This is a genomic window from Verminephrobacter aporrectodeae subsp. tuberculatae At4 (genome assembly GCF_000193225.1).
GTDB classification, from domain to species: domain Bacteria; phylum Pseudomonadota; class Gammaproteobacteria; order Burkholderiales; family Burkholderiaceae_C; genus Acidovorax; species Acidovorax aporrectodeae.
In genome coordinates this window covers 1-319 of the sequence record NZ_AFAL01000927.1, presented here as the reverse complement: position 1 = coordinate 319, position 319 = coordinate 1, and the positions used below count along the sequence as shown (strand labels likewise).

The 319-nt window shown below is 70.5% G+C and carries 1 protein-coding gene; it reads right to left on the bottom strand.

The genetic code is table 11. The features are described from left to right. The coding region (locus VTU_RS29870; RefSeq protein ID WP_010109417.1) for a SwmB domain-containing protein at positions 1 to 319 on the bottom strand (319 nt) is incomplete at both ends.

Below are 319 nucleotides of genomic sequence, written 5' to 3'. Positions count from 1 at the left end.
CTGCTCGCCTCGGTGTAGCTGAGCACCAGATCGCGTCCGGTGACCGTGATGCTGTGGATCACCGGGGCCGTGGTATCGGCTGCGGAGTTGTTGCTCACCACCTGGTGGATGATGCTGTCCGCGGCGTTGCCGGCGGCGTCCTGCAGGACCTCGTTGCCGCTCGCGGGCCGGGTGTAGCTCAGGTTCACGGTCTCGCCGTGGTCCACGGCACGGCTCAGGCGCAGGGTCACGGTCTTGGCCGTGGCGTCCACCGCGGCGCGCTCGACGCCTATGGCCAGGCCACTGCCGCTGCTGACCGCAAAGGCCGTGGCGGGGGCGG